Origin of the sequence: Mesorhizobium wenxiniae (assembly GCF_002284535.1) — a bacterium.
Lineage (GTDB): Bacteria > Pseudomonadota > Alphaproteobacteria > Rhizobiales > Rhizobiaceae > Mesorhizobium > Mesorhizobium wenxiniae.
Genome location: NZ_NPKH01000014.1, coordinates 380,786 through 405,534, shown reverse-complemented (window position 1 = coordinate 405,534; position 24,749 = coordinate 380,786). Strand labels below are relative to the sequence as shown.

The window sequence follows — 24,749 nt, the reverse complement described above, 5'->3', positions numbered from 1 at the left end:
TCAGACGAACAGGCTTCGCTCCCGTTCCACCGCCTTGGTGATGAAGCTCGCGACGATCTGGACGCGGCGCAGCGGCCTGACTGATTCGTGATAGACCAACCAGTAGGCGCGGCGGATGGGCGCGACAATGTCGACAGCCACCAGTTCCGGCATCGAACGGGCGACGAAGGTGTGCAGAATGCCGATGCCGGCGCCGGAGCGCACCGCTTCGGCCTGGCCGAGCGCCGAGGAGATGGCGAAGCTCGTGCGCCAGTCGGCGCTGAACTCGGCCGCATAGTCGAGCGAGGGGCTGACGATGAGGTCCGGCACATAGCCGATCAGCGTGTGCCGGCCGAGCTCGGCGGGCGTCTGGGGCAGGCCATGCGTTTCGGTATAGGCGCGGGACGCGAACAGTCCGAGCGTGTAGTCGACCAGCTTCCCCGCCACCAGCCTGCCTTCGGTCGGCCGCTCCACGGTGATGGCGATGTCGGCTTCGCGCCTGGACAGCGAGAAGGAACGCGGCACCGGCACCAGCTGGATGGTGAGTTCGCGGTGAAGCGCCGTCAGTGCGCCGAGGCGTTTGGCCAGGAAGGCGACGCCGAAACCATCAGGCGCGCCGATGCGCACCGTGCCCGAAACATCGTCGCCTTCGCCCGCCACGGTCGAGCGCGCAGCGATCATGTCGCCTTCCATGCGTTCGGCGATGTCGAGAAAGCGCTCGCCAGCCGGCGTCAGCTCACTGCCGGTGGTCAGCCGACGAAAAAGTTTTGTGCGTAGCACATCCTCGAGTGCGGCGACGCGGCGCGAGACGGTGGCGTGGTTGAGCTCCAGCCGCTTGGCCGCGCCAAGGATCTGGCCGGCACGCGCCACCGCAAGAAAGATGCGGACGTCATCCCAGTTCATGAGGATGATCCGTATGACGACGATTACGGCAGCGCTCTACGGCGCCCGCCTCTGTCCTGCCGGACATCTCCCCCACTTGGGGGGAGATCGGCCGGCCGCTCCGGCGGCGACTTCCTTGCAACGTTGCGGGTTGGCGAAAGCCGGGATGACTGCCAATCTCCCCACTCGTGGGGGAGATGTCCGGCAGGACAGAGGGGGGCGCCGTGGAACTCAGTTTCTCAATCCTTGCTGCTAGGGACCTGCATTCTTACCATTTGCGGCAATTGATGCACAGTCGCGCACCGCTATATACTTTCTGCACAACGGTTGCGTTTTCGCTCGCGTTGCCATCGGCCGCGCAAAGGCGGACAATGCTGCATCACAATACAGGGAGAGAAACCATGATCGAATACGGTCATTTTATCGGCGGCAAGCGTGTCGCTGGGACCAGCGGCCGCAAGCAGGACGTCATGCAGCCGATGGACGGCACGGTGCGCGGCACGGTGGCGCTGGCTTCGCAGGCCGAACTGCGCGCAGCGGTGGAAAACGCCAAGGCGGCGCAGCCCGGCTGGGCGGCGACCAATCCGCAGCGGCGCGTGCGCGTCTTGATGAAGTTTCTCGAACTGGTCACCGGGGAGTATGATGCGCTGGCCGACATTCTGGCGCGCGAACACGGCAAGACCATCGCCGACGCCAAGGGCGACATCCAGCGCGGCCTGGAAGTGGTCGAGGTCTGCATCGGCGCGCCGCATATGATGAAGGGCGAGTTCACCGACGGCGCCGGCCCCGGCATCGACGTCTATTCGATGCGCCAGCCGCTCGGCGTCGTTGCCGGCATCACGCCGTTCAATTTTCCGGCGATGATCCCATTGTGGAAGATCGCACCGGCTATCGCTTGCGGCAACGCCTTCATCCTGAAGCCTTCGGAGCGCGACCCCGGCGTGCCGATGCGCATCGCCGAGCTGTTCATCGAGGCCGGCCTGCCGGCGGGCATCCTCAATGTCGTCAACGGCGACAAGGACGTGGTCGACGCCATCCTCGACGATCCCGACATCAAGGCCATCGGCTTTGTCGGCTCGACGCCGATCGCCCAGTACATCTATTCGCGCGGCTGCGCGGCCGGCAAGCGCGTGCAGTGCTTCGGCGGCGCTAAGAACCACATGATCATCATGCCCGACGCCGACATGGACCAGACCGTCGACGCGCTGATCGGCGCCGGCTACGGCTCGGCCGGCGAGCGCTGCATGGCGATCTCGGTGGCTGTCCCGGTCGGCAACGATACCGCCAACCGGCTGATGGAAAAGCTGGTGCCGCGCGTCGAAAGCCTGAAGGTCGGCCCGTCGACGGATTCGTCCGCCGATTTCGGCCCGCTGGTGACGGCGCAGGCGCTGGAGCGGGTCAAGGGCTATGTCGATACCGGCGTCAGGGAAGGCGCCAAGCTGGTCGTCGACGGCCGCGGCTTTTCCATGCAGGGCTACGAGAACGGCTACTATATGGGCGGCTGCCTGTTCGACAACGTGACCGCCGACATGCGCATCTACAAGGAAGAGATCTTTGGGCCGGTGCTCTCCGTAGTGCGCGCGCCGACTTACGAGAACGCGATCAAGCTCGCCAACGACCACGAAATGGGCAACGGCGTCGCCATCTTCACCCGCGACGGCGATGCCGCCCGCGACTTCGCCTCGCGAGTCCAGGTCGGCATGGTCGGTATCAACGTGCCGATCCCGGTGCCGATCGCCTATTATACGTTCGGCGGCTGGAAAGCGTCTTCCTTCGGCGACCTCAACCAGCACGGACCGGACGCGTTCCGTTTCTACACCAAGACTAAGACGGTGACCTCGCGCTGGCCGTCCGGCGTCAAGGACGGCGCCGAATTCGTCATCCCGACGATGAACTAGCCGGACGGTTGCTTGTTTGCGCGTCCTCGCCCTCGGCCGCGCGGGCGGGCGTCAAGGACGGGGCCGAATTCGTCATCCCGACGATGAGGTAGCCGGACGGTTGCTTGTTTGCGCGTCCTCGCCTTCGGCTGCGGGCGCGCGGGCAGGCGTCAAGGACGGCGCCGAATTCGTCGGTTCCGGGCCCAGATCTAAGATTGAACGAAAAGGCCTGGCCAGCGACCGGGCCTTTTTGTTGACCGGTCGCGGCCCGCATCTGCGTGAACGCTAATGTGATGGAACCAGGCGGCGGCAGAAACCTTAATCTGCAATCCTGCCGCGAAGAAGGCGCGGCAGATCGACCAACGGCGCTGGCGACAGCTTCGGGGACATCGGCCGGCGCAAGGAGGTGTCAGATGAGGCGTCTTATGGTGTCGATAGTTGGCGCGGCGGCTGCCGCGTTTTCCGCCGCCCCGGCAACAGCGGCCGAACAATGCGCGCCACGAGCCGACATGATCAAGGCGCTCGGCGAGAAGTTCCGGGAAAATCCGACCGCGCTCGGCGTTGTCAATCCGAATGTGATTGTTGAAGTCTTCGTTTCCGATAAAGGCACCTGGACCATCCTCGCCAGCGACACACGCGGTCAAAGCTGCGTGGTTTCGGTGGGTGAAGGCTGGGAGAGCGCGGTGACGACAGCCGCACTGCCAGGCACCTGAGCCGCTTAGCGCGTGACAGCCGGCCGCGATTCTCGGCGACGATCTTGAACGGATCCACAGGCGTCCCAGCGGGCGCCTGCTTGCGCTTTTTCGTTGCCGACACCAAATACAGAACATAGTGGGAACATCTGGAATCGTCCCCGCTAATGACAGACCGGAACACGGAAAGGAACGACGCGATGGTGACGACGTCGGAACCGGCCTGGATCGTTCCGGCAACATGACGCCTCTTTGCCGGACGTGATGGCAAAGGAGGTGCCCTATGGCACGCAAATCGCTGTTAGTCTGGGTGAAAACCCTGGTTCTTGCCGGCGTATTGGCGGTGGGTACGAACGCCGCAAGCGCCCAATATCATTACTGCGTTGAACATGGCGATCTCGTCGCCCACCTGAGCGAGAAGTTCCAGGAAAGACAGTTTGCTTTCGGGCTGATCGGTCATATGGCGATTATGGAAGTCTATGTCGCCGACACCGGAAGCTGGACGATCATCGTTACCGATGTCGCCGGCAGAAGCTGCATCGTCGCGGCCGGCGAACATTGGGAAAACGTGATGATCCCGGCCGATCAGGACGCATGACGGAAATTAGGCGATGCTCGGCACCTGGCAGCAGCCTCCGGGGCGCTTTGCGGTCTTTTGCTCTTTCTTTTCCCGTCAGACCAGGCGCGCTCGATGCCTTTTGAGATGGGCGGGACACAAAAAGCCTGCCGAAGCTTTGATGCCGACCTGCTAGCGCGTGGCAGCCGCCTCGGCATGGCCGCGCAGCAGCGCCATCAGGCGCTTGGCATCCTTGGCGGCGGCGTCTTCGTCGCCATCGAGGATCGAGCGGATCAGCGCGACATGGTGCTCGGCCGATTCGGCGAGCCCGGTATCGGCCTTGTAGCGGAACCAGAAGCGGCGGCTGTGGGTCTGCAAGGGAGCAGCCAGCCGCGCGGCGAACGGGTTGTCGGCCGCCAGTGCCAGCGCCTCGTCGAGCGCCTTGTCGGCCTGAATGAAGGCTAGCACATTGCCTGATATCACCGCCTTCTGCATGGCAAGCGCGGCATCGTGAAACAGGTCGGCGGCCTCACGGGTGACGAAGCGGGCGGCGGAGCGGGCAAGAACCACCTCGACGCCACGCCGTGCATCGAGAACGCGCAACCAGTCGCCGGGATGGAGCGGGGCAATGGCGATGCCGGCACGCGGCCGGACATCCAGCAGTCCCTCCCACGCCAGTCGCTGGATCGCCTCGCGCACCGGCGTGCGGCCAAGTCCCAGCCTGTCGATCACGGCGCCCTCGGTGATGAAGCTAGAAGGCGCCAGTTCGAGCGTTACGATCATGTGCTCGAGCACCCGGTAGGCTTTCACCGCCACTGGCTCGGACGCCGGGCCTGTTTCATTGAATATCAAACGTGAACTCCTGATATATTTTTGATATATCATAGCGAAATCCGTGTTGACAGTCCGTTTCTTGATAAATATACGACTGATATATCAGATGGAGCGACCGCCATGTGGACTGGAGTTTTCCCCGCCGTCACGACCAAATTCACCGAGGACGACCGCCTCGACCACGCCGAGATGGAGCGCTGCTATGCGCTGCAGATGGAGGCCGGCTGCGACGGCATCATCGTCTGCGGTTCGCTCGGCGAGGGGCCGATGCTCTCGCATAACGAAAAGATCGACGTGCTGAAGACCGCGCAGAAGATCGCTGGCAACAAGCCGGTTCTGCTGACGGTCAACGAACCCGGCACGCGCGAGGCGGCCGCGATCGCGCGCCGCGCCGCCAAGGAGGGCGCCAACGGGCTGATGGTGGTGCCGAGCCCGATCTACCACACCAATGCGGAGGAGACGGTCGCCGCGCTGCGCGCTGTCGCCGAGGCCGGCGACCTGCCGGTGATGATCTATTCCAACCGGCTTGCCTACCGCGTCGACGTCACCGTCGATCAGATGGAGGAACTGGCGAAGGACAAGCGTTTCGTCGCCATCAAGGAATCCTCCGACGACATCCGCCGCTCGACCGAAATCATCAACCGCTTCGGCGACCGTTACGACCTGTTCACCGGCGTCGACAATCTTGCGTTCGAGGCGCTGTCGGTCGGTGCCATCGGCTGGGTGGCGGGACTGGTCACCGCGTTCCCCCGCGAGACGGTCGCGATCTATCAGTTGATGAAGCAGGGCCGCCGCGAGGAGGCGCTAAAAATCTACCGCTGGTTCCGGCCGCTGCTCGACCTCGACGTGTCGACCTATCTGGTGCAGAACATCAAGCTCGCGGAAGTCCTGGCGATCAACACCAACGACCGCGTGCGTATGCCGCGCCAGCCGCTGTCGGGCGAGCGCCGCAAGACGGTCGAAAAGATCGTCAGGGATGCACTGGCGGTGCGGCCGGTACTGCCCCAATTCTAAGGGTGGCAATGTCGCGGACCCCCTCATCCGGCCGCGGAGCCTGTCCTCGGGCTTGCCGGAGGCAAGACGCGAGGGCGGCCACCTTCTCCCCGAGGCGAGAAGAGGTCGCAAACGCTGGCGTCAGCCTCTTCTCCCCGACGGGGAGAAGGCGGCCCGAAGGGCCGGATGAGGAGGCTGGCACCGAGGTGCGGAGCGAGGCGGAGGCCGAGCCATGCAGCGCGGCGCGCAGCCATGAATAGCGATGCGACGCTCGACATCGCCATTATCGGTGGCGGCATCATCGGCATCTGTGTCGCTGCCTATCTGGCCGAGGCGGGGCGAAACGTCACGATCTTCGATCGGACGGGCATCTGCGAGGAAACGAGTTCCGGCAATGCCGCTGCCTTGGCCTTTTCCGATGTGCTGCCGCTGGCCCACAAGGGCATGATCAGGCATCTGCCGAAATGGCTTGCCGACCCGCTCGGCCCGTTCAGCATCCCGCCCCCCTACCTGCCGAAGCTGCTGCCCTGGCTTATCCGCTTCTGGCGCGCCGGACGAAACGACCGCTACGAGGCCAGCCTCGGTGCGCAGGCCCGGATGATGCGGCTCGCCGAGGCCGAATGGGCAGGGCTGATGGCGCGCTCGGGCGCCGGAAACATGCTGCGCGAGGACGGCTCGCTCGAACTTTACGAGAGCGAGGCCGAGTTCAAGGCGTCGCTGCCCGGATGGGCGGCCAGGCAACGCTTCGGCATCGGCTTCAGCCATGTCGAGGGCGATGCTCTCGTCGCCTTGCAGCCCGGCCTGTCGCCGCGTTTCGTCAAAGGCACTTTCGTGCCGGGATGGAAGACCGTTACGGATCCGAAATTATTGGGCAAGGCGATCTGGACCTTTGCTGAGAAGAACGGCGCGCGTTTCGAAAAGGCTCGGATCGACCATGTCGGAGCGGCGCAGCATGGCGCGACGCTGACACTGGCCGACGGTACGGTGCGGCAAGCAAAACGCCTCGTCATCGCCGCCGGCGCGTGGTCGCATCTGCTGGCGAAACAGATCGGCGACCGCATCCCGCTCGAAACCGAGCGCGGCTACAACACGACCCTGCCGAAAACCGCCTTCGACGTGAAGCGGCAACTGATCTTCCCCGGCCACGGCTTCGTCATCACGCCGCTCGAAACAGGTGTGCGCGTCGGCGGCGCGGTCGAGCTCGGCGGGATCGAGCGGCCGCCCAACTACGCCCGCTCGAAAGCGCTGCTCGACAAGGCACAAAAATTTCTGCCGGGGCTTGACCCGGCCGGCGGCCGCGAATGGATGGGGTTTCGGCCGTCCCTGCCGGATTCGCTGCCGGTGATCGGTGGCGCCAGGCATGCCGGCACGATAGTCTATGCCTTCGGCCACGGCCATCTCGGCCTGACCCAGGCAGCTGCCACCGGGCGCCTGGTCCGCGATCTCATTCTCGGCCAAAATCCGGTGTTTGATCTTTCTCCGTTTTCCCCGAACCGCTTCTGACGGGATCTAGACATGGCGCGCCACTCCTTCTTCTGCATCGACGGTCACACCTGCGGCAATCCGGTGCGGCTGGTCGCCGGCGGCGGACCGCTGCTCCAGGGCGCGACGATGATGGAGCGGCGCGCGCATTTCCTGGCCGAATATGACTGGATCCGCACCGGGCTGATGTTCGAGCCGCGCGGCCATGACGTGATGTCCGGCTCGATCCTCTATCCGCCGACGCGGCCCGATTGTGACATCGCCATCCTGTTCATCGAAACCTCGGGGTGTCTGCCAATGTGCGGTCATGGCACCATCGGCACGGTGACGATGGCCATCGAGCACGGGCTGAGCAAGCCGAAGACGCCGGGTTTGCTCAGGCTGGACACACCGGCCGGCCTGGTCACCGCCGAATACAAACAGGTCGGCGAATATGTCGAGGAGGTGCGAATCACCAACGTGCCGTCCTTCCTCCATGCCGAGGGACTGACGGTGGAATGTCCGCAGCTCGGCGAGATCATCGTCGACGTCGCCTATGGCGGCAATTTCTACGCCATCGTCGAGCCGCAGAAGAACTATCGCGACATGGCCGACCATTCCGCCGGCGACCTCATCGCCTGGAGCCCGGTGGTGCGGCAGCGGCTCAACGAGAAGTACGCCTTCGTGCATCCCGAGAATCCTGGCATCGACCGGCTTTCGCATATGCTGTGGACGGGTGCGCCGACCGACAGCCAGGCGGATGCGCGCAACGCCGTCTTCTACGGCGACAAGGCGATCGACCGCTCGCCTTGCGGCACCGGCACCTCGGCGCGGATGGCGCAGCTTCACGCCAAGGGCAAGCTTAGGACTGGCGACGATTTCGTCCACGAATCGATCATCGGCTCGCTGTTCAAAGGCAGGGTCGAGAAGGAAGTCACGGTGGCGGACAAGCCGGCGATCATACCCTCGATCGGCGGCTGGGCGCGCATGACCGGATTGAACACGATCTTCATCGACGACCGCGACCCGTTCGCGCACGGATTCGTCGTCAAATAGAGAGCATCCTGACACAGGGAAATGAAAGGGAACGCAAAGATCGATTTCTCAGGCGGCGCAACGATCCCGCTCATCAACTTATTTTGACGGCGATTCCTTCGAAACGGCGTGCATTTTGACGACGAATCGCCAAAGACATTGTGTTATGCCAATGATAGGGTCCGCGATAGTCCAGAGGCCGGGAAGCGAAGAACGGGCAATCCGATTGCGTGCTTCAAAATCACGCATGCCGATTAAAAAATGACGTTGCAATCCGGGCTCGAAACTTTACGACTAGGGTAAATACGAAAAGGAATGCGTCTGCATGGGCGACATTCCAGGGGAGCCACGACAGCATGCAGTATTTTGTCCAGCAGCTTATCAATGGGCTGACGCTGGGATCGATCTATGGACTGATAGCGATCGGCTATACGATGGTGTACGGCATCATCGGCATGATCAATTTCGCCCATGGCGACATCTTCATGATCGGGGCTTTCGCCGCCCTCATCGTTTTCCTTATCCTCGGCGCGTTGTTCTATTCGGTACCGGTGGTGATCGCGCTCCTGGTCATGATGATCGTCGCAATGCTGTTGACCAGCATGTACAATTGGACGATCGAGAAGGTGGCCTACCGGCCTTTGCGCGGTTCGTTCCGGCTGGCGCCGCTGATCACCGCGATCGGCATGTCGATTGCGCTGTCCAATTTCGTCCAGGTGACGCAAGGGCCGCGCAACAAGCCGGTCCCGCCGATGGTGTCCAAGGTCTACAACATCGAAGGCATCAGCGTGTCGCTGAAGCAGATCATCATCGTCCTGGTCACCATAGTCCTGCTGGCGCTGTTCTGGTACCTGGTCAACAAGACCTCGCTGGGTCGAGCCCAAAGGGCGTGCGAGCAGGACCGCAAGATGGCCGCACTGCTCGGCATCGACGTCGATCGCACCATCTCGATCACCTTCATCATGGGCGCCGCCCTTGCCGCCGTCGCCGGCACGTTGTTCCTGATGTATTACGGTGTGGTGGTGTTTTCCGATGGCTTTACGCCCGGTGTGAAGGCATTTACTGCCGCGGTGCTCGGCGGCATCGGCTCGTTGCCCGGCGCCGTGCTCGGCGGGCTGATGATCGGCTTCATCGAAAGCATGTGGTCGGCTTATTTCTCGATCGATTACAAGGACGTCGCTGCCTTCTCCATCCTGGCGATCGTGCTGATCTTCCTGCCTTCCGGCATTCTCGGCCGGCCAGAAGTCGAAAAGGTCTGAGACAATGGCGGTCACCGCATCTCCGGAGCGCGACATCGTCGCCACCCCCATGCAGCGCGCCACCCGCGAAGCGCTCTATGCCGGCGCCATTGCGCTCGGCCTGTTCGTGCTGTTCATCGGCCTGAGGACCGATCAGAACATCTCCAACGAACTGATCCTTGTACAGCGCTGGTTGCTTCTTGCCGTCGTGGTTGTGCTGACCATGGCCGGGCGTTTTCTCTACGTCGCCTACGGACAGCCCTTCCTGGCAAATCAGCAGATCGTCGACGTCGCCACCGGCCTGCTGCCGGAGAGCGTGGCGACGCGGTTCTTCCGCCTGCCCTATTTCATCGCTGCCATCGCCACAGTGGCCGTGCTGGTTTTCCTTGCCGGCTCCCTTGACGGATTGCTGGGACCCGGTCTGGCCGGTTATGCACGGTTCCTGAGGGCGCTGGCAATCATCTACGCCCTCGCCTCTGTGCTGTTTTATTTCCGAACCTTCATCCATGCCCATTTTTCGGCGCTGGGCATAACGGCACTGGCGCTCTACCCGGTCATTGTCGTGCTGGTGCTTGCTTTGTACGGAGGATCGGTGGCCGCCGGGTTCCAGGGTTCTCTGAAATGGGTCGACAATTTCGGCATCCAGATCCTGATCTACGTGATGCTGGCCTGGGGGTTGAACATCGTCGTTGGCCTCGCCGGCCTGCTCGATCTTGGTTATGTCGCCTTCTACGCCGTCGGTGCCTATGCCTATGCGCTGCTCGGCACGCAATACGGCCTGTCGTTCTGGATCCTGCTGCCTGCCGCCGGCGCCATGGCTGCCTTCTGGGGCGTGCTGCTGGGTTTTCCGGTGCTACGCCTGCGTGGCGACTATCTGGCGATCGTGACGCTGGCCTTCGGCGAGATCATTCGTCTCGTGCTGATCAATTGGCGTGAGGTTACCAACGGCTCGGCCGGTATCTCCGGCATCCCCAAGGTCACCTTTTTCGGCCTGATGACGTTCAATGTCTCGGATCCGAACTATATCGCCAAGGTTTTCGACATCGCCACGTCGAGCGCCTACTACAAGATCTTCCTCTACTACCTGATCCTGGGACTCTGCCTGCTGACCGCCTTCGTCACCATAAGGCTTAGGCGCATGCCCGTCGGTCGCGCCTGGGAAGCGCTGCGCGAGGACGAGATCGCCTGCCGCTCGCTCGGGATCAACACCACCACCACCAAGCTCACCGCCTTTGCCACCGGCGCCATGTTCGGCGGCTTCGCCGGCTCGTTCTTCGCCGCGCGGCAAGGTTTCGTCAGCCCCGAATCCTTCATCTTCCTGGAATCGGCGATCATCCTCGCCATCGTCGTGCTCGGCGGCATGGGTTCGCTGGTCGGCATTGCCGTCGCTGCCATGGTGATGATTGGCGGCACCGAGGTGCTGCGTGAGCTCGATTTCCTGAAGCAGGTTTTCGGTCCCGACTTCACGCCGGAGCTTTATCGCATGCTGTTGTTCGGCATGGCCATGGTCATCGTCATGCTGTGGAAGCCGCGCGGCTTCGTCGGCAGTCGTGAGCCGACAGCCTTTCTCAAAGAGAGCAGGGCCGTATCCGGCTCCTTCACCAAGGAGGGCCACGGCTGATGAGCGATGCGAGCCCATCCATGAACGATGCCATCCTGCAGGTCGAGCATCTGTCGATGAAGTTTGGCGGTCTGGTCGCCATCGGCGACCTGTCCTTCCAGGCCAGGCGCGGCGAGATCACCGCGCTGATCGGGCCGAACGGTGCCGGCAAGACCACGGTGTTCAACTGCATCACCGGCTTCTATAAGCCGTCGGAAGGCATGATCACGCTCAGCCGGCGCGACGGCTCGAGCTTCTTGCTCGAACGCCTGCCGAACCACGAGATTCCGGCGCGCGCCAAGGTGGCGCGCACCTTCCAGAACATTCGTCTGTTCTCGGGCATGACGCTGCTCGAGAACCTGCTGGTGGCGCAGCACAACAAGCTGATGAAGGCTTCCGGCTACACCGTCCTCGGCCTGTTCGGCTTCAGCGGCTACCGGACGGCGTCGGCCGAGTCGATCGACCTCGCCAGGCACTGGCTGGAAAAGGCCGACCTCGTCGATCGAGCCGACGATCCGGCCGGCGACCTGCCCTACGGCGCGCAACGGCGCCTGGAGATCGCGCGGGCGATGTGCACGGGTCCGGAGCTGCTCTGCCTCGACGAACCGGCGGCCGGACTCAATCCGAAGGAATCGATGGCGCTCAACGCGCTTCTGATGGATATCAAGGACAACACCGGCACCTCGATCCTGCTGATCGAGCACGACATGGCGGTGGTCATGCAGATTTCCGACCATGTCGTGGTGCTCGAATACGGGCGCAAGATCTCGGATGGCAGCCCGCATGCGGTACGCACCGACCCGCGTGTCATTGCCGCCTATCTCGGGGTCGAAGACGAGGACGTCGAGACGGTGCTGACCGAGGTCGGCGACGAAGACGTCATCGAGCAACTGGACACGGGCCCGGATTCGGCGCACGGCCCGGGCACATCATCTTCGTATCTCGCCGGACCTGTGACCGACACGGTCGGGCACAGCGAGGGCGAACGGGTCACGGTGTCGAAGGGCGCCTCGAAAGCCGGGCAGGTTGACGCAAGGTCGAGCGCCGCGGCAGCCTCCCCGGCGGCAGCCAAGCAACCCTCTGCGGCCAAATCCTCAGCGGCAAAGCCGGCCACCAAGGCTCAGGTAAAGCCGAATACACCAGGCGTCTCCAAACGGCGCGGAGGGCGTAAATAATGGCCGGCACGACGCTGCTCGATATCAAGGGCGTCCAGACCTACTACGGCAACATCAGGGCGCTGAACGGCGTCGATGTCACCGTCAAGCAGGGCGAGATCGTGGCGCTGATCGGCGCTAACGGCGCCGGCAAGTCGACGCTGATGATGACCATTTTTGGTGCTCCACGGGCGCGGGCGGGGACCATCACCTTCGCCGGCATCGACATCACCCAATTGCCGACCCATGAGATCGCGCGCATGCGAATCGCCCAGTCGCCGGAGGGACGGCGCATCTTCCCGCGCATGACGGTGATGGAAAACCTGCAGATGGGCGCCAGCCTCGACAACCTCCAGCATTACGACGAGGATGTCGAGAAGGTGTTCACGCTGTTTCCGCGCCTGAAGGAACGCATTGCCCAACGCGGCGGCACGCTGTCGGGCGGCGAGCAGCAGATGCTGTCGATCGGACGTGCGCTGATGGCGCGGCCGAAGCTGCTCCTGCTCGACGAGCCGTCGCTGGGCCTGGCGCCGCTGGTCGTCAAGCAGATATTCGACGCCATCCGCGAGTTGAACCGCACGCAGGGGCTGACCGTGTTCCTGGTCGAGCAGAACGCCTTCGGCGCGCTGAAACTCGCCACGCGCGGCTATGTCATGGTCAACGGCAATGTGACGATGAGCGGCACCGGCAAGGAGTTGCTCGCCGATCCGGACGTGCGCGCCGCCTATCTCGAAGGCGGCCATCACTGAGTTCAGGAGTCTTCATCATGCAAGGCATTCTCTATGAGGAACCCTCGGTCTGGCAGTTCTTCTTTGTCACCTGCCTACTTGGCGGCTGGGCGGCATGGATGACAGGCAAGGCCTGCGCCCAAACATGGCGCAGCTTCGTCCAATTGTTCGCTTACATGCTCGGCCTCGGCATCGCCGTAAGGTTCATCCATCACGCACTGTTCGACGGCACGATGTTCTCGCTGCAGTACTACATCGTCGACACCATTGTCCTGATGATATTGGGCTTCATCGGCTATCAATACACGCGTACCAACCAGATGGTGACACAGTATAACTGGCTCTACGAAAGAGCATCGCTTTTGAGCTGGAAACCAAAAGGTTGACGTTCACCATTAACGCCGTTCCGGGGATGAATCGGCGTGACAAGTGCCTGAAAATCGGCAAAGTACGTTTTCTGCGAGTAAAAGTGGGCATCGCATGAAAGCATCATCCACGCCCACTCTGTAAATGGGAGCGTTTTACATGAGAAAATCACTTTTGTCCGCCGTCGCCCTGACCGCGCTCGTCGCGTTCAGCGGAAGCGCGTGGGCTGACATCCTGGTCGGCGTTGCCGGTCCGATCACCGGTCCGAACGCCGCCTTCGGCGCGCAGCTGCAAAAGGGCGCCGAACAGGCTGTCGCCGACATCAATGCGGCCGGCGGCATCAACGGCGAGCAGGTCAAGCTCACGGTCGGCGACGACGTCTCCGATCCGAAGCAGGGCATCTCGGTCGCCAACAAGTTCGTCGCCGACGGCGTCAAGTACGTGGTCGGCCACTTCAACTCGGGCGTTTCGATCCCGGCATCGGAAGTCTATGCCGAGAACGGTATCCTCGAGATCACCCCGGCTGCGACCAATCCGAAGTTCACCGAACGCGGCATGTGGAACACCTTCCGCACCTGCGGACGCGACGATCAGCAGGGCAAGGTTGCTGGCGACTATCTCGCCGCGAACTTCAAGGATGCCAAGATCGCTGTCATCCATGACAAGACGCCTTATGGCCAAGGCCTCGCCGACGAAACCAAGAAGGCGCTTGCAGCCAATGGCGTGACCGAGGCCATGTATGAAGGCATCAATGTCGGCGACAAGGATTTCTCGGCCCTCATCGCCAAGATGAAGGACGCGGGCGTCTCCGTCGTCTACTATGGCGGCCTGCACACCGAAGCCGGCTTGATCATACGCCAGCTCGCCGACCAGGGCCTTAAGGCAACCTTCATGTCCGGCGACGGCATCGTGTCAAACGAATTGGCCTCTATCGCCGGCGACGCCGTCGACGGCACGCTGATGACGTTCGCTCCGGATCCGCGCAAGAATCCGAACGCCAAGGAGCTCGTCGAGAAGTTCCGCGCGGCCGGCTTCGAGCCTGAGGCCTATACCCTCTACTCCTACGCGGCGATGGAAATCATCGCGGCCGCCATCGCCAAGACCGGTTCAGCCGATGACGCTCAGAAGGTAGCTGAGACCATCAAGTCGGCCGGCCCTTGGAAGACCACGATCGGCGAGATCGGATATGATGCGAAAGGCGACATCACCCGTCCGGATTACGTCATGTACACCTGGAAGAAGGGCGACGACGGCAAGTACACCTATGTCGAGAACGCACCCGGCAAATAACCGGACGTTGCTACATAAAATGCCCGGCGCCTCGCGCCGGGCATTTTTCATGGGAGTTTCCCGAAAGCCTGGATCGGGACTGCGGGGCGTCGTCCGGACGGACTCGCAATGTGTCAACGCGATAGATCAAACTAAATCGGTTTAATTGCTTCCTTCGATTTTGTTTGCACTGCAGCATTTTCGCGTTAATCATGGCGCCAGTTCCCTTCCCGTCAGCGTCCGGAGCCTTGTCCTTGGCCATTTCGAAGATCCTTGTCGCCAATCGCTCCGAAATCGCCATCCGCGTCTTCCGCGCGGCCAACGAACTCGGCCTCAAAACCGTTGCGATCTGGGCCGAGGAAGACAAATACTCGCTGCACCGCTTCAAGGCCGACGAAAGCTACCAGGTCGGGCGCGGGCCGCATCTGACCAAGGATATGGGGCCGATCGAAAGCTATCTGTCGATCGGGGAAGTGATCCGCGTCGCCAGGCTGTCGGGCGCCGATGCCATCCATCCGGGCTACGGGCTGCTGTCGGAAAGCCCTGAATTTGCCGAAGCCTGCGCCAAGGCCGGCATCATCTTCATCGGACCCAAGCCGGATACGATGCGCAGGCTCGGCAACAAGGTCGCCGCACGCAACCTGGCGATCGAAGTTGGCGTGCCCGTAATTCCCGCCACCGACCCGTTGCCCGAGGACATTGAGGCGGTGAAGGCACTCGCCAAGACGATCGGCTATCCGGTGATGCTGAAGGCATCGTGGGGCGGCGGCGGCCGCGGCATGCGCGCCATCCGCTCGGAAGCCGATCTCGCCCGCGAGGTGACGGAGGGCAAGCGCGAAGCGAAAGCCGCCTTCGGCAAGGACGAGGTCTATCTCGAAAAGCTGATCGAGCGCGCCCGCCATGTCGAGGTGCAGGTGCTGGGCGACACACACGGCAATGCCGTGCACCTGTTCGAGCGCGATTGCTCGATCCAGCGCCGCAACCAGAAGGTGGTCGAGCGCGCGCCGGCGCCGTATCTCGAGATGTCACGGCGCGAGGAGCTCTGCGATTATGCACTGAAGATCGCTCGCGAGACCAGCTATATCGGCGCCGGCACGGTCGAGTTCCTGCAGGATGCCGACACCGGCAAATTCTATTTCATCGAGGTCAACCCGCGCATCCAGGTCGAGCACACCGTCACCGAGCAGGTGACCGGCATCGACATCGTCAAGGCGCAGATCCACATCCTCGACGGTTTCGCCATCGGTACGCCGGAATCGGGTGTGCCGGCGCAGAAGGATATCAGGCTCAACGGCCACGCGCTGCAGTGCCGCATCACCACTGAGGACCCCGAGCATAATTTCATTCCCGACTATGGCCGCATCACCGCCTATCGCGGCGCCACCGGTTTTGGCATCCGCCTCGATGGCGGCACCGCCTATTCCGGTGCGGTCATCACCCGTTTTTATGACCCGCTGCTGGAGAAGGTGACGGCCTGGGCACCGACGCCGGCCGAAACCATCGCCCGCATGAACCGCGCGCTGCGCGAGTTCCGCATCCGCGGCGTGGCGACCAACCTCACCTTCCTCGAGGCGATCATCAATCATCCGAGTTTCGCCGACAATTCCTACACGACCAAGTTCATCGACACGACGCCGGAACTGTTCGCGAGCGTGAAGCGACAGGATCGCGCGACCAAGCTGCTCAACTACCTGGCCGATGTCAGCGTCAACGGCCATCCCGAGACGCGCGGCCGGCCGCAGCCGAAGGCGGATGCGGCGGCACCCATGGTGCCCTATCTCAACGGCAATGTGCCCGACGGCAGCAAGCAGAAGCTCGAGGCACTTGGGCCGGAGAAATTCGCGGCCTGGATGCGCGCGCAAAAGCAAGTGCTCGTCACCGACACGACGATGCGCGACGGACACCAATCCCTGCTCGCGACGCGCGTGCGCACATATGACATCGCCGGCATTGCCGGCACCTATGCGCGCGCGCTGCCGCAGCTGTTATCGCTCGAATGCTGGGGCGGGGCGACGTTCGACGTCGCCATGCGCTTCCTCACCGAAGACCCGTGGGAACGGCTGTCGCTGGTGCGCGAGGCGGCGCCCAATTTGTTGCTGCAGATGCTGTTGCGCGGCGCCAACGGCGTCGGCTACACCAACTATCCCGACAATGTCGTCGAGCATTTCGTCAAACAGGCAGCCGCCGGCGGCATCGACCTGTTCCGTGTCTTCGACTGTTTGAACTGGGTCGACAACATGCGCGTCGCCATGGACGCGGTCGGCGCCGAGGGCAAGCTGATCGAAGCGGCGATCTGCTATACCGGCGACATACTCGATCCGGCCCGAGCCAAATACGACCTCAAATACTACGTCGCGCTGGCCAGGGAGTTGCGGGCGGCAGGCGCCCATATCATCGCGGTCAAGGACATGGCCGGCCTCCTGAAGCCCGCGGCGGCACGAGTGCTGTTCAAGGCGCTGCGCGAGGCGACCGATCTGCCGATCCATTTCCACACGCACGACACGTCGGGCCTGTCGGCCGCGACGGTGCTGGCGGCGGTGGACAGCGGCGTCGACGCCATCGACGCGGCGATGGATTCCTTGTCGGGCAACACCTCGCAGCCTTGCCTGGGCTCGATCATCGAAGCGCTGAAGGGCACCGAGCGGGATCCGGGTCTCGATCCGCAATGGATCAGGAACATCTCGTTCTACTGGGAGGCGGTGCGCAACCAGTATGCCGCCTTCGAGAGCGACCTGAAGGGGCCAGCTTCGGAAGTCTACCTGCACGAAATGCCAGGCGGGCAGTTCACCAATCTCAAGGAACAGGCGCGCTCGCTCGGTCTGGAGACACGCTGGCACGAAGTGGCACAGACCTATCACGACGTCAATCTGATGTTCGGTGACATCGTCAAGGTGACACCGTCGTCCAAGGTCGTCGGCGACATGGCGCTGATGATGGTAAGCCAGGACCTGACGGTTGCCGATGTCGAAAATCCGGCCAGGGATATCGCCTTCCCGGATTCAGTGGTGTCGATGCTGCGCGGCGATCTCGGCCAGTCGCCCGGCGGTTGGCCGGAGGCACTGCAGAAGAAGGTGCTTAAGGGCGACAAACCGATCACCGTGCGACCTGGCTCGCTGTTGAAACCGGCCAATCTCAAGGCCAGCCGCAAGGAGATCGAAGACAAGCTCGAGCGCAAGCTCAGCGAATTCGAATTCGCCTCTTGGCTGATGTACCCGAAGGTCTTCTCCGACTTTACCGCAGCGCAGGAAACCTACGGGCCGGTCAGTGTGCTGCCGACGCCGACCTATTTCTACGGCATGAAGCCGGAAGACGAGATCTTTGTCGACATCGAGAAGGGCAAGACGCTGGTGGTGCGCTGCCTGGCCATCGGCGATGTCGATGAGAAGGGCATGGTCACCGTCTTCTTCGAGCTCAACGGCCAGCCGCGCCGGGTCAAAGTGCCGGACCGCGCGCATGGCGCTTCCGCCGCCAAGGCGCGGCGCAAGGCTGAGCCGGGCAACGAGGCGCATGTCGGCGCGCCGATGCCCGGCGTCGTCTCGGCGCTTGCCGTTGCCGCCGGCCAGGCGGTCAAGGCCGGCGACGTGCTTTTGTCCATCGAGGCAATGAAGATGGAGACGGCACTGCATGCCGAGCGCGATGGGGTTGTCGCCGAAGTGCTGGTCAAGGCCGGCGATCAGATCGACGCCAAGGATTTGCTGATCGCCTTCAGATGAGACAGAAATGTTGCCCAGGCAGAGTTGTCTGCGTCTGGCGGCAGCCCTCCATGCCGCATCGATAACAGCTTGACCGGTCGCCCCCGGTCGGGCATCGAACCGCTGCAAATTCGCCGCGACAGTTCCTGAGTCGCGGCATGGAAAACGACGCGGAGAAAAAATGGCCGACGACATCACCGAAACCAGCCAGACTGTTGCCGCCGGCCAGCTGCGAGCCTTCATCGAGCGCATCGAGCGGCTCGAGGAAGAGAAGAAGACGATCGCCGACGACATCAAGGAAGTGTTCGCCGAGGCCAAAGGCACCGGCTTCGACACCAAGGCGATGCGGTCGATCATCCGGCTGCGCAAGAAGGATCAGGCCGAGCGGCAAGAGGAGGAAACCATCCTCGACCTCTACAAAGCCGCTCTCGGCATGGTGTAAGGCTGGTAATAGCCCTGGGCGCCGGTTGCGGCGCCCTCAACGGGTCGAACCATGAGCGAATTCGACTTTGGCGTCCGCCGCGCCTCTGAATTCCGCCAACGCGGCTTCTGGACGCTGTTTTTGGAACGGCATCCGGAAGAAAGGGCTCTGATGGCGCGATGCGGACCCTGGTTCTGGCAGCGCGGGCTGCCCGACTTCGCCTTGGTCCTTTCGATGTATGTCGCGCCGGCGCAGAACCATGTCGGCGTCTTCTTCGGCCGCAACGAGAAGTTCGGTGCCACGGAAGCCTGGTCGCGGTTGAAGCCGTTCCAGCCGGCGATCGAAGACAGGTTGAAGCTCAGGCCGGAACAGAGTTGCGAGGGCCTAGGCATCAATTCGCTGTGGCGGGTGAACTGCTTTGCCGAGGACAATTGGCCGGCCATGGCTGACTGGCTGGTGACGGAAGCATCGCGCTTCGAGCGCGCCGTTGCCGAGATTCTCGGCGAGGGTGGCGAGGCCGGTTCGTGAATTCGCCTGCCTGTCAGCGGCTTGAGCTTAAAGCGCGTCGCGTCTGAAGCGATTCGTGCAACGCGCTTTATTTTTGTTTTTATGCAATGTCGTTACCCCAAAACCGCTGCGCACTTTTGGGCGACATGCATTAGTTCGGCTTCGCCGTATCCCGGCCGATCGCATCGAGATGCTGTTGCAGCGCCAGATGGTCGAGTGCATCCACCCGCAGACTGGTGAACAGCGAAATGCGGTTGTTGAGCATGCGATAGGCATCGGCAAAGGCAAGGTGCAGTTCGGCTTCGGTGCCGTCCGCCTTGGCTGGGTCCGGTATAGACCAGAGCGCGGTCATCGGATGACCCGGCCAGATCGGACAAGATTCGTTTGCGGTGCTGTCGCAAAGCGTGAAGATGAGTTCATTTCCGGCGCGTCGGGCTCGGCAAACTCGTCCCAGCCTTTCGAACGCGCGAAGCTCGTATCGTAATTGAGGCTTTCGAGCAGCTGCAGTGCGAAGGGATTGACCTCGCCCTTCGGCTGCGAACCGGCGGAAAAGGCCTTGAACCTGCCGGCACCGATCCGATTGAGGATGGCTTCCGCCATGATGGATCGCGCCGAATTGGCGTTGCAAAGAAACAGCACGTTGTAGACATTATCGCTCATCTCAAGACCTCCCTGTCAGGCGACTGGATGATGGAGGCGGCAAATTCCGGTAAGATACCCTTGCCGAGATGCCGACAAGGGCGACGTAGAAAGGTTTCACGACCGTTTGATGACAATCTGTCAGATCATACGCTTGCGTGCCGATGATCGAGTTGCGTTGACAGGCTTGCTGCTTTGGACATCTCTGCCATCGAATGAGAGAAAGCCGCATCGATGAGTGCGCCAGAGACCTTCGAAGGCGAAGACGGCGAGGCAGGCCGCGCGGCGGGTTTCTTCCGCTCGCGCTGGCAAGGCACGGCCCCGCTCGATCGGCTGTTCTGGCGCGATCTTGTCCTTGTCGGCACGGCGATCAACATCGCAGTGTCGGTGCTGGCGCTCATCCTCCTCGGGCTGAAGCTGCCGCTCGCTCTCGTTCTGGCGGTGCATTTCGCGCCGGTGCCGTATAATTTCTTCCTGACTTTTGCGGTGTGGCGGACCGCCGAAAAATCCGGTGGCGTCAAGGCTTCGCTGATGACGCTGGGGGCTGTGCTGTGGCTGATCCTGGTGGTGGTGATCTGACAGGAAAGTGCTGCCCGGCAAAGGGCGGCCGCAGCCGTCCTTTGCCACCGTCGAATTCCTATCAGGCGGCCGGCTCGAATTTCAGCGCGACGCCATTGATACAATAGCGCAGGCCGGTCGGCGGCGGCCCGTCCTCGAAGACATGGCCAAGATGGCTGCCGCAGCGGGCGCAATGGCATTCGGTGCGGACCATGCCATAGCTGCGGTCGACGGTCGTCTCGACCGAACCGGGCACCGGATCGTTGAAGCTCGGCCACCCGGTGCCGCTCTCGAACTTCAGCTTGGATTCGAACAAAGGCTGGTCGCAGCCGGCACAGGAAAAGGTGCCGGCGCGCTTCTCGTGAAGCAGGGCGCAGCTGCCCGGCCGCTCGGTGCCGTGGTTGCGCATCACCGCATATTGCTCCGGCGTAAGCCGGGCGCGCCATTCGGCATCGGTGCGGGTTACGGGGTAGGTGTGACTATCCATTTTTGCCTCTTAGCTCATGCCGCTATTGGGGTTGTCTTCCCCCAGTTCGCTTAAAATAGGCATTTGTTACGGCGTTTGCCGGTATTTCCGATCCTGCCGCGAAGAATTCCTCAGGCGATCGCCGCGAGATACCGCGCAACCGACGCTGCAAATCCCGTCTTTGCATCTCCGATGACGTTCTGGTTCCACCATGCGCCATAGATATGGTCGAACGCGAAAGGCTCCAGCGCAGCCTCGATGCCGAGCACTTTCGCCGCATTGAGCGGGATGTAGTTGGGGTAGCTGTACATAAAGCTGACATGGCGGCGAGTCGGCGTTACCTGCAAGATGTCGCCGGCCAGGATGGCGTCGCCGCCCTCGCGTTTCCAGTGCAGCACCTGGCCACCGGCAAAGTGACCGCCGCAACGGATAAGTGTCAGCGCGGGGCTTAGGACGCGGGTCTCACCTTCCCAACTGACAACAGCCGGATGCGGCCGCATGATCCACTTGCGATCATCGGCGTGCAGGTAGATCGGCACGCCGCCAAACGCCTCGCTCCACTCGACCATTGCCGCATAATAATGGCAGTGCGAAATGGCGATCGCGGCCAGGCCGCCCCGTCGGTTGATTTCGGCCACCGCCTCGTCGCTGACCATCGAGATGCAGTCCCACAGGACATTGCCATACGCCGTTTGCGCCAGCAGCGCCCGCTGACCGATGGCGAAGCGCGGCTCGACGCCGAAGCCTAGCAGACCGGCGTCGTCCTTGATCACGATCCGATGCCCGGCGGCGAGCTCTTCCGGCGTGATCCAGGCCTGGCCGTCCCAGCGCACATATTGCCGCTCGTCCTCGCAGATCGGGCAATGGTCCGGCGGCGCGGCTGCCGCCGTGAACTGGACGCCACATTGCAGGCAGAGGAAACAGGTCATCGGCCTTCCTGTCTTGCTTGCCGGAAATCCATTCAGTGCTTCCTTGAAAGTTGCTTCGTCGCGGCTTCGAGCCCGGCGAGCGTCAGCGGAAACATGCGGCCGCCAAAGATATCGCGGATCATGGCGATCGAATGGGTGAAACCCCAGTCCTTCTGGTTTTCCGGGTTGAGCCATACCGCGTTCGGCCATTGCTGCAGCAGACGGCCGAGCCAGACGACGCCGGCCTCCGGATTCCAGTGCTCGACCGAGCCGCCGGGATGCGCGATCTCGTAAGGGCTCATCGAAGCATCGCCGACGACGATCACCTTGTAGTCCGGGCCGTATTTGTGGAGGAGGTCGAAGGTCGGGATCACCTCCGCATGGCGGCGGCGATTGTCCTTCCAAACGCCTTCGTAAAGGCAGTTGTGGAAGTAAAAGTATTCGAGCTGGCGGAATTCGGCACGGGCAGCCGAAAACAGCTCCTCGACGCTTTTGATGTGGTCGTCCATCGAACCGCCGACGTCGAAGAACATCAGCAGCTTCACGGCATTGCGTCGCTCAGGTCGCGTCTGCACGTCGAGATAGCCATGTTCGGCCGTGGCGTGGATGGTGCCGGGCAGGTCGAACTCCTCCTCGGCGCCTTCGCGCACCCAGCGGCGCAGCCGCTTCAGCGCGACTTTGATGTTGCGGGTGCCGAGTTCGACGGCATCGTCGAAATTCCTGAACTCGCGCTTGTCCCAGACTTTGACCGCGCGGCGGTTGCGGCTTTCATGCTGGCCGATGCGAACGCCTTGGGGATTATAGCCATAGGCGCCGAAGGGTGAGGTGCCGCCGGTGCCGATCCATTTCGAACCGCCCTGGTGGCGGCCCTTCTGTTCCTCCAGCCGCTTCTTCAGCGTTTCCATCAGCTTTTCGAAACCGCCGAGCGCTTCGACCAGCTTTTTCTCCTCGTCGGTCAGGTGCTTTTCGGCGAGCCGGCGCAGCCATTCCTCCGGAATGTTTTCGACATCGACCGCGTTTTCGCCAGCCAGCGCTTCGACGCCCTTGAAAACGTGCGAAAAGACCTGATCGAAACGGTCGATGTGGCGCTCGTCCTTCACCAGCGCTGAGCGGGCGAGATAGTAAAATCCCTCGACGTCATAGTCGACCAGCCCCGCCTCCAACCCCTCAAGCAGCGACAGATATTCCCGGAGCGAGACCGGAACCCGCGCTGCCTTCAGTTCGAGGAAGAAGGGGATGAACATCGCATTGCCTATAGCAGATCATACTCGATGAAGCCGGTCCGCCGCGCCACGTGGTCGTAGAGCTTGCGCGCTGTGGTGTTGGTTTCGTGGGTCATCCAGTAGACGTTCTTGACGCCGACCTTGCCGGCTTCCTGCTTGACCGCTTCGATCAGGGCCGCGCCGACGCCCTTGCCGCGCACATCCGGGTCGGCGAACAGGTCCTGCAGATAGCAATTGTTCGCCTGCGACCAGCAGGAGCGATGATAGAGATAGTGCGTCAGGCCGACCGCCTTGCCGTCGAGGGTGGCGATGAACCCCTTCGGTTCGAACTCACCCGCCGTGAACAGGCGCTTCCAGGTGACGGCGTAGACCTCCTCCGGCAGTCTGGTTTCGTAGAAGTTGAGGTAGGCAGTCCACAGACGCTGCCAGTCGGCGTGGTCGGATTGTGCCATTGGGCGGACGGTAATCCCGGTCATTTCATTTCCCTCCGAAGCTTTATGCCTAGGCTGCCTCGGTGCCCGGCCGGCGGCAACGGTCCAGCAACGGGAAAGCGCTGTCCGACGCGTATGCCCGGCCTTCGCTATGGCTCCGGGCGTTCGTCGCTCCAAAAGCCAAATCGTTGGCTTTTCGTCGGCCTTTGGCCAACCGCTCCTCACCCCTGCCTTCTCGCCATAAATGCCAGGCGCTCGAACAAATGCACGTCCTGTTCGTTCTTCAAAAGCGCACCATGCAATTTCGGCAGCGCATTCTTCGGATCGGCGCGCAGATCCTCGGGCGCGATGTCATCGGCGACCAAGAGTCTGATCCAATCGAGCGCCTCGGAGGTCGACGGCTTCTTCTTCAGGCCAGGCACGTCGCGGATCTCGTAGAACTGGGTCAATGCGGCGCGCACCAGGTTCTGCTTGATGCCGGGATAGTGCACGTCGACTATCCTGTGCAGCGTCTCGACGTCGGGGAAGCGGATATAGTGGAAGAAGCAGCGGCGCAGGAAGGCGTCCGGCAGTTCCTTCTCGTTGTTGGAGGTGATGATGACGATCGGGCGCACGGCGGCGCGGATCGTTTCGCCGGTCTCGTAGACGAAGAACTCCATCCTATCGAGTTCCTGCAACAGGTCGTTGGGGAACTCGATATCTGCCTTGTCGATCTCGTCGATCAGAAGCACGACCTTCTTGCCTGCGGCGAAGGCGTCCCACAGCTTGCCGCGGTTGATATAGTTCCTGATGTCGTTGAAGCGCTCGTCGCCGAGCTGGCTGTCGCGCAGCCGCGAGACGGCGTCATACTCGTAGAGGCCCTGCTGCGCCCTTGTCGTCGACTTGACGTGCCATTCGATCAGCTCGACGCCGAGCGCCGCCGCCACTTGCCTGGCCAGTTCGGTCTTGCCGGTGCCGGGCTCGCCCTTGACCAGCAATGGCCGCTCCAGCGCGATCGCCGCATTGACTGCCACCATCAGATCCTTGTCGGCGACATAGGCCGCCGTGCCTTCGAAACGCATTCTTACTCCTCGGTTTTGATGGGCAACCGTAAGGAGACAGTCCAGCCTGTGCAAGGCACCGCGGCGAGGCGCGGTGAAACCTCGTGTCGCGCAGGTCCCAGGCAGGGCTTTGTGACGAATTAAGCCGGCGAACATGGCCATCTCTCTGGCGCTTGGTCAATCGTCAGCCTATATTGGTC

Annotated in this window: 22 protein-coding genes and 3 pseudogenes; 17 read left to right on the top strand and 8 right to left on the bottom strand. The window is 62.4% G+C overall.

The window, feature by feature from the left end; genetic code table 11:
* Positions 1–882 (bottom strand): LysR family transcriptional regulator, encoded by an 882-nt coding sequence (locus tag CIT31_RS07305; RefSeq protein ID WP_029348985.1) that lies wholly within the window; start codon positions 880–882, stop codon positions 1–3.
* Positions 883–1,262: 380 nt separating this feature from the next.
* On the opposite strand from CIT31_RS07305, the gene CIT31_RS07300 reads away from it, so the two are divergent.
* From CIT31_RS07300 to CIT31_RS07290, 3 genes are all read left to right on the top strand, one after another.
* A complete protein-coding gene (locus CIT31_RS07300) occupies positions 1,263–2,759 on the top strand; it encodes a CoA-acylating methylmalonate-semialdehyde dehydrogenase (RefSeq protein ID WP_065011209.1) in 1,497 nt (498 codons plus the stop codon).
* Positions 2,760–3,247: 488 nt separating this feature from the next.
* Positions 3,248–3,451, top strand: coding sequence for a hypothetical protein (locus tag CIT31_RS07295; RefSeq protein WP_245316133.1), 204 nt, complete (start codon positions 3,248–3,250; stop codon positions 3,449–3,451).
* 262 nt (positions 3,452–3,713) lie between these two features.
* Complete coding sequence (locus CIT31_RS07290; protein WP_095518025.1) at positions 3,714–4,028, top strand: hypothetical protein; 315 nt, start codon at positions 3,714–3,716, stop codon at positions 4,026–4,028.
* A 150-nt stretch (positions 4,029–4,178) separates the two neighbouring features.
* On the opposite strand, the gene CIT31_RS07285 is transcribed toward CIT31_RS07290, so the two are convergent.
* Positions 4,179–4,871: a GntR family transcriptional regulator gene (locus CIT31_RS07285; protein ID WP_095518024.1), complete on the bottom strand. Its 693-nt coding sequence runs from the start codon at positions 4,869–4,871 to the stop codon at positions 4,179–4,181.
* A gap of 69 nt (positions 4,872–4,940) precedes the next feature.
* Here CIT31_RS07285 and CIT31_RS07280 point away from each other — a divergent pair, with 69 nt between their 5' ends.
* The 13 genes and pseudogenes from CIT31_RS07280 (at position 4,941) to CIT31_RS07225 (ending at position 19,305) form a co-directional block, all read left to right on the top strand.
* Positions 4,941–5,834, top strand: a complete 894-nt coding sequence (locus CIT31_RS07280) for a dihydrodipicolinate synthase family protein (protein WP_095518023.1) — start codon at positions 4,941–4,943, stop codon at positions 5,832–5,834.
* A 231-nt stretch (positions 5,835–6,065) separates the two neighbouring features.
* Positions 6,066–7,316, top strand: a complete 1,251-nt coding sequence (locus CIT31_RS07275; protein WP_095518022.1) for an NAD(P)/FAD-dependent oxidoreductase — start codon at positions 6,066–6,068, stop codon at positions 7,314–7,316.
* A gap of 12 nt (positions 7,317–7,328) precedes the next feature.
* Positions 7,329–8,330, top strand: a complete 1,002-nt coding sequence (locus tag CIT31_RS07270) for a 4-hydroxyproline epimerase (protein WP_095518021.1) — start codon at positions 7,329–7,331, stop codon at positions 8,328–8,330.
* Positions 8,331–8,665: 335 nt separating this feature from the next.
* Positions 8,666–9,568 (top strand): branched-chain amino acid ABC transporter permease, encoded by a 903-nt coding sequence (locus tag CIT31_RS07265; protein WP_065011217.1) that lies wholly within the window; start codon positions 8,666–8,668, stop codon positions 9,566–9,568.
* 4 nt (positions 9,569–9,572) lie between these two features.
* Positions 9,573–9,851 (top strand): annotated as a pseudogene (locus CIT31_RS35860) (DUF3382 domain-containing protein); the annotation flags it as partial.
* A 195-nt stretch (positions 9,852–10,046) separates the two neighbouring features.
* A pseudogene (livM, locus tag CIT31_RS07260) lies at positions 10,047–11,168 on the top strand (high-affinity branched-chain amino acid ABC transporter permease LivM); the annotation flags it as partial.
* Complete coding sequence (locus CIT31_RS07255; RefSeq protein ID WP_095518020.1) at positions 11,168–12,322, top strand: ABC transporter ATP-binding protein; 1,155 nt, start codon at positions 11,168–11,170, stop codon at positions 12,320–12,322. The pseudogene livM and the gene CIT31_RS07255, both read left to right, overlap by 1 nt.
* The gene (locus CIT31_RS07250; RefSeq protein ID WP_065011220.1) at positions 12,322–13,050 is read left to right on the top strand and encodes an ABC transporter ATP-binding protein; all 729 of its coding nucleotides are present in this window, start codon (positions 12,322–12,324) and stop codon (positions 13,048–13,050) included. Before CIT31_RS07255 ends, CIT31_RS07250 begins: the two co-directional genes overlap by 1 nt.
* 17 nt (positions 13,051–13,067) lie before the next feature.
* The gene (locus CIT31_RS07245) at positions 13,068–13,415 is read left to right on the top strand and encodes a DUF6867 family protein (protein WP_065011221.1); all 348 of its coding nucleotides are present in this window, start codon (positions 13,068–13,070) and stop codon (positions 13,413–13,415) included.
* Positions 13,416–13,554: 139 nt separating this feature from the next.
* A complete protein-coding gene (locus CIT31_RS07240; RefSeq protein WP_029348955.1) occupies positions 13,555–14,685 on the top strand; it encodes a branched-chain amino acid ABC transporter substrate-binding protein in 1,131 nt (376 codons plus the stop codon).
* Positions 14,686–14,918: 233 nt separating this feature from the next.
* Positions 14,919–18,377 carry a pyruvate carboxylase gene (gene pyc / locus CIT31_RS07235; protein ID WP_095518119.1) on the top strand — a complete coding sequence of 1,153 codons (3,459 nt, stop codon included), beginning with the start codon at positions 14,919–14,921 and terminating at the stop codon, positions 18,375–18,377.
* 160 nt (positions 18,378–18,537) lie between these two features.
* Positions 18,538–18,798, top strand: coding sequence for a DUF2312 domain-containing protein (locus tag CIT31_RS07230; RefSeq protein ID WP_023800031.1), 261 nt, complete (start codon positions 18,538–18,540; stop codon positions 18,796–18,798).
* A 51-nt stretch (positions 18,799–18,849) separates the two neighbouring features.
* On the top strand, positions 18,850–19,305 hold the full coding sequence (locus CIT31_RS07225) for a hypothetical protein (RefSeq protein WP_095518019.1): 456 nt from the start codon (positions 18,850–18,852) through the stop codon (positions 19,303–19,305).
* 130 nt (positions 19,306–19,435) lie between these two features.
* Here the strand turns inward: CIT31_RS07225 and CIT31_RS07220 are convergent.
* Positions 19,436–19,944 (bottom strand): annotated as a pseudogene (locus tag CIT31_RS07220) (arsenate reductase ArsC).
* Between the two features lie 213 nt (positions 19,945–20,157).
* Between CIT31_RS07220 and CIT31_RS07215 the strand changes: the two are divergent.
* Entirely contained in the window at positions 20,158–20,502 is a 345-nt protein-coding gene (locus CIT31_RS07215; RefSeq protein ID WP_029348948.1) for a hypothetical protein, read from the top strand.
* A 61-nt stretch (positions 20,503–20,563) separates the two neighbouring features.
* On the opposite strand, the gene msrB is transcribed toward CIT31_RS07215, so the two are convergent.
* The 5 genes from msrB to CIT31_RS07190 form a co-directional block, all read right to left on the bottom strand.
* On the bottom strand, positions 20,564–20,968 hold the full coding sequence (gene msrB, locus CIT31_RS07210; protein ID WP_095518018.1) for a peptide-methionine (R)-S-oxide reductase MsrB: 405 nt from the start codon (positions 20,966–20,968) through the stop codon (positions 20,564–20,566).
* A 110-nt stretch (positions 20,969–21,078) separates the two neighbouring features.
* Complete coding sequence (locus CIT31_RS07205; RefSeq protein WP_095518017.1) at positions 21,079–21,876, bottom strand: MBL fold metallo-hydrolase; 798 nt, start codon at positions 21,874–21,876, stop codon at positions 21,079–21,081.
* 32 nt (positions 21,877–21,908) lie between these two features.
* Positions 21,909–23,099 (bottom strand): vWA domain-containing protein, encoded by a 1,191-nt coding sequence (locus CIT31_RS07200; protein ID WP_095518016.1) that lies wholly within the window; start codon positions 23,097–23,099, stop codon positions 21,909–21,911.
* An 8-nt stretch (positions 23,100–23,107) separates the two neighbouring features.
* Positions 23,108–23,554, bottom strand: a complete 447-nt coding sequence (locus tag CIT31_RS07195) for a GNAT family N-acetyltransferase (RefSeq protein WP_095518015.1) — start codon at positions 23,552–23,554, stop codon at positions 23,108–23,110.
* A gap of 176 nt (positions 23,555–23,730) precedes the next feature.
* Entirely contained in the window at positions 23,731–24,570 is an 840-nt protein-coding gene (locus CIT31_RS07190) for an AAA family ATPase (RefSeq protein WP_095518014.1), read from the bottom strand.
* Positions 24,571–24,749: the final 179 nt, after the last annotated feature.

Excerpts from the sequence above, each read along its gene's own strand:
- CIT31_RS07250 (WP_065011220.1), top strand. The coding sequence starts at position 12,322 with ATGGCCGGCACGACGCTGCTCGATATCAAGGGCGTCCAGACCTACTAC.
- CIT31_RS07265 (WP_065011217.1), top strand. The coding sequence starts at position 8,666 with ATGCAGTATTTTGTCCAGCAGCTTATCAATGGGCTGACGCTGGGATCG.
- CIT31_RS07300 (WP_065011209.1), top strand. The coding sequence starts at position 1,263 with ATGATCGAATACGGTCATTTTATCGGCGGCAAGCGTGTCGCTGGGACC.
- CIT31_RS07295 (WP_245316133.1), top strand. The coding sequence starts at position 3,248 with ATGATCAAGGCGCTCGGCGAGAAGTTCCGGGAAAATCCGACCGCGCTC.
- CIT31_RS07195 (WP_095518015.1), bottom strand. The coding sequence starts at position 23,554 with ATGACCGGGATTACCGTCCGCCCAATGGCACAATCCGACCACGCCGAC.
- CIT31_RS07230 (WP_023800031.1), top strand. The coding sequence starts at position 18,538 with ATGGCCGACGACATCACCGAAACCAGCCAGACTGTTGCCGCCGGCCAG.
- CIT31_RS07280 (WP_095518023.1), top strand. The coding sequence starts at position 4,941 with ATGTGGACTGGAGTTTTCCCCGCCGTCACGACCAAATTCACCGAGGAC.
- CIT31_RS07205 (WP_095518017.1), bottom strand. The coding sequence starts at position 21,876 with ATGACCTGTTTCCTCTGCCTGCAATGTGGCGTCCAGTTCACGGCGGCA.
- CIT31_RS07215 (WP_029348948.1), top strand. The coding sequence starts at position 20,158 with ATGAGTGCGCCAGAGACCTTCGAAGGCGAAGACGGCGAGGCAGGCCGC.
- msrB (WP_095518018.1), bottom strand. The coding sequence starts at position 20,968 with ATGGATAGTCACACCTACCCCGTAACCCGCACCGATGCCGAATGGCGC.
- CIT31_RS07270 (WP_095518021.1), top strand. The coding sequence starts at position 7,329 with ATGGCGCGCCACTCCTTCTTCTGCATCGACGGTCACACCTGCGGCAAT.
- CIT31_RS07305 (WP_029348985.1), bottom strand. The coding sequence starts at position 882 with ATGAACTGGGATGACGTCCGCATCTTTCTTGCGGTGGCGCGTGCCGGC.
- CIT31_RS07225 (WP_095518019.1), top strand. The coding sequence starts at position 18,850 with ATGAGCGAATTCGACTTTGGCGTCCGCCGCGCCTCTGAATTCCGCCAA.
- CIT31_RS07290 (WP_095518025.1), top strand. The coding sequence starts at position 3,714 with ATGGCACGCAAATCGCTGTTAGTCTGGGTGAAAACCCTGGTTCTTGCC.
- CIT31_RS07255 (WP_095518020.1), top strand. The coding sequence starts at position 11,168 with ATGAGCGATGCGAGCCCATCCATGAACGATGCCATCCTGCAGGTCGAG.
- CIT31_RS07285 (WP_095518024.1), bottom strand. The coding sequence starts at position 4,871 with ATGATATATCAAAAATATATCAGGAGTTCACGTTTGATATTCAATGAA.
- CIT31_RS07240 (WP_029348955.1), top strand. The coding sequence starts at position 13,555 with ATGAGAAAATCACTTTTGTCCGCCGTCGCCCTGACCGCGCTCGTCGCG.
- CIT31_RS07200 (WP_095518016.1), bottom strand. The coding sequence starts at position 23,099 with ATGTTCATCCCCTTCTTCCTCGAACTGAAGGCAGCGCGGGTTCCGGTC.
- CIT31_RS07190 (WP_095518014.1), bottom strand. The coding sequence starts at position 24,570 with ATGCGTTTCGAAGGCACGGCGGCCTATGTCGCCGACAAGGATCTGATG.
- CIT31_RS07275 (WP_095518022.1), top strand. The coding sequence starts at position 6,066 with ATGAATAGCGATGCGACGCTCGACATCGCCATTATCGGTGGCGGCATC.
- CIT31_RS07245 (WP_065011221.1), top strand. The coding sequence starts at position 13,068 with ATGCAAGGCATTCTCTATGAGGAACCCTCGGTCTGGCAGTTCTTCTTT.